At 75.2% G+C, this 5,603-nt stretch carries 3 protein-coding genes; all 3 read left to right on the top strand.

Translation table 11 applies throughout. The features are described 5' to 3' along the window. The coding region (tmk, locus tag C1I97_RS30155) for a dTMP kinase (protein WP_111006270.1) at positions 1–2,781 on the top strand (2,781 nt) is incomplete at its 5' end. A gap of 116 nt (positions 2,782–2,897) precedes the next feature. Next, the gene (locus C1I97_RS30150; RefSeq protein ID WP_111006269.1) at positions 2,898–4,103 is read left to right on the top strand and encodes a DNA polymerase III subunit delta'; all 1,206 of its coding nucleotides are present in this window, start codon (positions 2,898–2,900) and stop codon (positions 4,101–4,103) included. A gap of 104 nt (positions 4,104–4,207) precedes the next feature. Further along, positions 4,208–5,603 (top strand): alpha/beta fold hydrolase (locus C1I97_RS30145; RefSeq protein WP_111006268.1); only part of this gene is annotated, 1,396 nt, incomplete at its 3' end.

The following is a 5,603-nucleotide window of genomic DNA, read 5'->3' as shown; positions in this document are numbered from 1 at the left end:
CGTGAGCGCACCGGCGTCGACCACCCCTGGCAGCTCGTCTACCAGTCCCGCTCCGGCGCCCCGCACATCCCGTGGCTCGAGCCCGACATCTGCGACCACCTCGAGGAGCGGCACGCGGCCGGCGCCCTGCGCCGCCTGTCGCTGCGCACCGCCTTCCTGGCCATCCCGCTGGCGGCCGCCGCCCTGGTCGTCGCGTCCCTGCTCAACAACCTCCTGGGCACCGGCATCGCCTGGTTCGACCAGCACCAGGCGGCCCTCGGCTCCTACGTCGCGGCCGGACTGTTCGCCGCGTCCCTGGCCGTGCTGACCTACCTGGAACTGCCCGGCACGCGCACCCCGCGCCCGCGCTCGCCGCTGGAGGGGCTGCGCCGCCCGAGGACGGGCACCGGCGCCGACAAGGGCCGCACGGGGGCCGTTCCGCTGCTCGTGCTCACCTGCGCGGCCGTCGCCGGGGCGATCGCCGCCGCGGTCGCCGTCTGCGTACTGCACGCCACCGACCTGGACGGCGGCCCGGTGCTGTACGGGCTGGCGGTGCTCGCCCTGACCGGCGGGGTCGCCGTCGGCGTCCGTACGGCGCCCAGGGCACTGGTCTCGCTGTCGCGGCGCCGGCTGCTGGCCCTGGCGACCGCCCTCACCGGCATCGCCCTGCTCGCGGCCGGACTCGTCCCCGACGTCACCACCGTCCTGCTGATCCTCGCCCTGGCCGGCGTGAGCGCGGGCGTCGCCGCCAACACCGGGCACACCCTGCTCGACCAGGAGACCGAGGACTACCGCCGGCCGCGCATGACCGAGCACCTGCACGCGGTGGTACGGGTCCTCGTGGCGCTCGGCGCCGTGCTCGCCCCGGTGGTCGCGGCCGGGATCGGCCCGCACCGCCTGGAGAACGGCCGGTTCGTGTTCGCGCACGGCGGCGCCGCCTTCACCCTGATGCTGGTCGGCGCGCTGCTGCTGCCGGTGGCCGCGCTGGTCCTGGCCAAGGTCGACGACCGCTCCGGCGTGCCGCTGCGACAGGACCTCGTCGACGCCCTGCGCGGCGGCGACGACCCGGTGACGGCTCCCGCGGCCTCCGGTTTCTTCATCGCCCTCGAGGGCGGCGACGGGGCGGGCAAGTCCACTCAGGCCGAAGCGCTCGCCGACTGGATCAGGTCCAAGGGCCACGAGGTCGTCCTCACGCGCGAGCCGGGTGCCACACCCGTGGGCAAGCGGCTGCGCTCGATCCTGCTCGACGTGTCCTCGCAGGGCCTGTCCCACCGCGCGGAGGCGCTGCTGTACGCCGCCGACCGCGCGGAACACGTCGACACGGTCGTACGGCCCGCGCTGGAGCGGGGTGCCGTAGTGATCACGGACCGGTACATCGACTCGTCGGTTGCCTACCAGGGCGCGGGCCGCGACCTGTCCCCGACCGAAATCGCGCGGATCTCCCGCTGGGCGACCGACGGACTGGTCCCGCACCTGACCGTCCTGCTGGACGTCTCCCCGGAGACGGCACGCGAGCGGTTCACGGAGGCACCCGACCGCCTGGAGTCGGAGCCGGCCGAGTTCCACGCGCGTGTGCGGTCCGGATTCCTGACCCTGGCCGCCGCCGACCCCGGCCGCTACCTGGTGGTGGACGCCGGGCAGGAGCCCGAGGCGGTCACCACCGTCGTCCGGCACCGCCTCGACCAGATGCTGCCGCTGTCCGAGGCCGAGCTGAAGGCCCAGGAGGAGGCGCGCAGGAAGGCCGAGGAAGAGGCGCGCCGCAAGGCCGAGGAGGAGGCCCGCAGGAAGGCCGAGGAGGAGCGACTGGAGCGCGAGCGCCAGGAGCAGCTCGCGCGGCTGCGCGCCGAGGAGGAGGAGCGCAAGCGGCGCGAGCTGGAGGAGGCGCAGCGCCGCGAGGCCGAACGGCAGGCCGAGGAGGCCCGCCAGCGCGCCGAGGAGGCCCGGCGCAGGGCCGAGGAGGAGCGGGCCCGGCTGCTCGCGGAGGAGCAGGCACGGGCGGAGGCCGAGGCACGCCGCAAGGCCGAGGAGGAGGAGCGGCGGCGGCAGGCCGAGGAGGAGGCCCGGCTGCGCGCCGAGGCCGAGGCGCGGCGGCTGGAGAAGCAGCGCAGGGCGGAAGAGGCCCTGCTGCGGGCCGAGGAGGCCCGGCGGGCGGCGGAGCAGGCCGCGGCCACCGCGCAGGCGGGCCCGCGCCGGTCCACACCCCCCGCGGCCGCGGCGGTGCCGCCGGAGGCGGTGACCGTGCCGACGCCGGTGGTGACGCCGACGAACGCGTCGGGCGGGCCGGCGGACGAGACGGCGGTGCTGCCGCCGGTGCGGGAGCCCTCGAGCGAGGGTTCGGGCGACAGCTCTCGTGGGGCGTCCCGGGGGGCCGGGAAGCGAGGGCCGCGGGCGGCCGGGGAGTCCGAGTCCGAGGTGACCACGAAGCTGCCGCAGCCGCCGGTTCCACCGGGGGCGGCCGACGAGACCGCCGTGCTGCCGGCCGTCCCGCCGGGGGCCGCGGACGAGACGGCCGTCCTGCCTCCCGTACGGGACGACGACCCCGCGGACCGGGTTCCGCCCGGCTTCTTCCGGGACGAGCCGCCGGCGGCCGCCCGGCCCGGCGGGGGCGAGGACCGTACGCGGGAGCTGCCCCAGGTGAGCGCCGAGAGCGCCTCCCGGCGTCGGCCGCGGCCGGACTGGGCCGAGAAGACCCCGCTCGACGACCTGCCGACGCTCGCCGACGAACTGCTGGGACCGCGTGAGGACGACGAGGAGCCGGGCGACGGGCGGGACGGCGGCCGAGGGCGCGGCCGCCGGCGCTGAGCCCCGTGGCAGGGGGGCGGGCGGAGGCCGCCCGCCCCGTTGTCACCCCCGTTGTCAGCGGTCCCCCGCACAATGGATCTCGCACCACGAACCATGACGAAAGGGCGGCGTGACCCATGAGCGTGTGGGACGACCTCGTCGGGCAGGAGAAGGTCAGCGAGCAGTTGGGCGCCGCTGCCCGGGACGCCGACGCCCTGGTCACCGCGGCCACCGCCGACGCGCCGCCGCCGGAGGCGTCGAAGATGACGCACGCGTGGCTGTTCACGGGGCCTCCCGGCGCGGGAACCACACAGACGGCGCGCGCCTTCGCCGCCGCGCTGCAGTGCGTGAGCCCCGACCGCGCCCTCGGCGGTGCCCCCGGCTGCGGTTTCTGCGACGGCTGCCATACGGCGCTGGTCGGTACGCACGCGGATGTCACCACGGTGGCGGCCGTCGGCACACAGATCCTGGCCGAGGACATGCGGGACACCGTCCGCAAGTCGTTCACCTCACCGGCGAACGGCCGCTGGCAGGTGATCCTCGTCGAGGACGCCGAGCGGCTGAACGAGAAGTCCGCCAACGCCGTCCTGAAGGCCGTCGAGGAACCGGCCCCGCGTACGGTCTGGCTGCTGTGCGCCCCTTCGATCGAGGACGTCCTGCCCACGATCCGCTCCCGCTGCCGCCACGTGAACCTGCGCACCCCTTCGGTGGACGCCGTGGCCGACATGCTCGTACGCCGCGAGGGCGTCGAACCCGACGTCGCGGCCGCCGCCGCCCGCGCCACCCAGGGCCACGTCGACCGGGCCCGCCGCCTGGCCACCGACCCGGCCGCGCGCGAACGCCGCGCCGCCGTCCTGAAGCTCCCGCTGCGCCTCGGCGAGATCGGGGGCTGCCTCAAGGCGGCCCAGGAACTGGTCGACGCGGCCGCCGACGACGCCAAGGCGCTCGCCGAGCAGATGGACGTCAAGGAGACCGAGGAGCTGAAGGCGGCGCTGGGCGCGGCACAGGGCGGCCGGCTGCCCCGGGGCACGGCGGGTGTGATGAAGGACCTGGAGGACAAGCAGAAGCGCCGCCGCACCCGCACCCAGCGCGACAGCCTCGACCTCGCCCTGACCGACCTCACCGGCTTCTACCGCGACGTCCTGGCCCTCCAGCTCGGCTCCCGCGTGGCGATCGCCAACGCGGACGTCGAGGACGCCCTGGAGCGCATCGCCCGCGCCGGCTCCCCGGAGTCCACCCTGCGCCGCATAGAAGCGATCGCGGCCTGTCGCGACGCCCTGGACCGCAACGTGGCCCCGCTCCTGGCGGTGGAGGCGATGACGATGTCCCTGAGGGCAGGCTGACGAGGAGGCCGCCGCCGAGGTCGCCGAAGCCGCCGACGTCACTCGTACGAGGCATGTCGCACACGAAGAGCAGTGAATCGACAGCTGAGCGTTACTCTCGCTTGATGCACATCAGGCGCGCCCCACGTCCGACCCGCCGTAACCCCCGCACCCGTAAGGGCGGCACCCTTCTGGCGGCCGCCGCGCTGCTGCTGGCCTCGGCCTGCTCCTCCGGGGGCGAGCAGCACCGGGCCGTCCCCGCGGCGGAGGCGGTGCTGGCCCCGCTGCCCTCGTCCACGCCGTCCGCCCTGTCGTCGTACTACGGGCAGAAGCCGACCTGGCGGGACTGCGGGGTGCCCGGCTTCGAGTGCGCCACGATGAAGGCACCGCTCGACTACGAACGGCCCGGCGCGGGCGACATCCGGCTGGCCGTGGCGCGCAAGAAGGCGACCGGCCCGGGCAAGCGCCTCGGCTCCCTCCTGGTGAACCCGGGCGGACCGGGCGGCTCGGCCATCGCCTTCCTGCAGCAGTTCGCCGGTGTCGGCTACCCGGCGCAGATCCGTGCCCGCTACGACATGGTCGCGATGGATCCGCGCGGCGTCGCCCGCAGCGAGCCGGTCGAGTGCCTGGACGACCGGGCCATGGACACGCACACGCAGACGGACATCACGCCCGACGACCGCAAGGAGACGGACGCGCTCGTCGACGCGCACCGCAGGTTCGCGGAGGGCTGCGGTGCCCGCGCACCCCGACTGCTCCGGCACGTCTCCACCACCGAGGCGGCACGGGACATGGACGTCCTGCGGGCCGTGCTGGGCGACAGCAGGCTGAACTACGTGGGCGCGTCGTACGGGACGTTTCTCGGAGCGACGTACGCCGGTCTGTTCCCCGGCCGCGTGGGCCGCCTCGTCCTGGACGGCGCGATGGACCCGGCCCTGTCCTCGCGCCGGATGAACCTGGACCAGACGGCGGGCTTCGAGACGGCGTTCCAGTCGTTCGCGAAGGACTGCGTACGGCAGAGCGACTGCCCGCTCGGCGACCGCGGCACGGCACCGCGGCAGGTGGGCGACCACCTCGCGGCCTTCTTCCGCAAGCTCGACGCCCACCCGATCCCCGCCGGCGACGCGGACGGCCGCCGCCTCGGCGAGGCGCTGGCCACCACCGGGGTGATCGCGGCGATGTACGACAAGTCGGCCTGGCCGCGGCTGCGCGAGGCGCTGACCTCGGCGATGAAGGAGAACGACGGCGCCGGCCTGCTCGTACTGTCCGACAGCTACTACGAACGCGACGCCACCGGCCGCTACAGCAACCTGATGTACGCCAACGCCGCCGTGAACTGCCTGGACCTCCCACCCGCCTTCGCCACCCGCGAGCAGGTGGAGGAATCCCTCCCCGCCTTCGAGAAGACCTCCCCGGTCTTCGGCCGCGGCCTCGCCTGGGCCTCCCTGAACTGCGCGTACTGGCCGGTCAAGCCCGTCGCCGAACCGCACCGCATCGAGGCCAGGGGCGCCGCCCCCATCG

This window comes from Streptomyces sp. NTH33, assembly GCF_003236365.1.
Lineage (GTDB): Bacteria > Actinomycetota > Actinomycetes > Streptomycetales > Streptomycetaceae > Streptomyces.
The sequence above is the reverse complement of the archived record's forward strand: the minus strand, read 5'-3'. Positions and strand labels throughout refer to the sequence as shown.

What these genes read in the sequence shown, in the direction of transcription:
- C1I97_RS30150 (WP_111006269.1), top strand. Translation starts at nt 2,898, where the DNA reads ATGAGCGTGTGGGACGACCTCGTCGGGCAGGAGAAGGTCAGCGAGCAG.